Genomic DNA, 526 nt, shown 5'->3' with positions numbered 1-526 from the left:
GGTGCGCAGTTCGAGCGCGGTCAAGCCCGGAGTTTCATCGATATACATGGGTGCATCGGAAAGTTTAACGACTGCTTCGTTCCGACGGCCCCAGTGTTCGTCTTGCAATCTGCCGGTTTTTAAAACGCTTTGATCCAAACGTCCGACTGAACCCAGCATACGCATAACCAGCTGCGCGCCGCCCATCTCCATCGAGAATACGGCGACAGGCAGCTTGCCCTCTACGGCAACGTGTTCGGCAATGTTGATCGAAAAGGCGGTTTTGCCCATAGACGGACGACCCGCCACGATAATCAAATCGCCAGGCTGGAGACCCGAGGTTTTTTTATCCAGATCGATAAATCCAGTCGACACGCCGGTAACTTCATCCGGATTATCGCGGGAATAGAGCATGTCGATGCGCTCGACCACTTCCTTCAAAAGCGCAGGCATTTCGAGAAAGCCCTGTTTGGATTTAGCTGTACTTTCCGCAATTTGGAACACTTTGTTTTCCGCTTCATCCAACAGCTGCCCGGCATCCCTGCCC

General features: G+C 53.2%; 1 protein-coding gene. It reads right to left on the bottom strand.

The annotated features are described in order from the left end of the window. On the bottom strand, positions 1-526 hold a 526-nt coding region (locus ACTHUR_RS17960; RefSeq protein WP_440400099.1), incomplete at both ends, for a DnaB-like helicase C-terminal domain-containing protein.

The sequence above is a fragment of the Neisseria sp. P0021.S007 genome, from assembly GCF_051956855.1.
The sequence above is the reverse complement of the archived record's forward strand: the minus strand, read 5'-3'. Positions and strand labels throughout refer to the sequence as shown.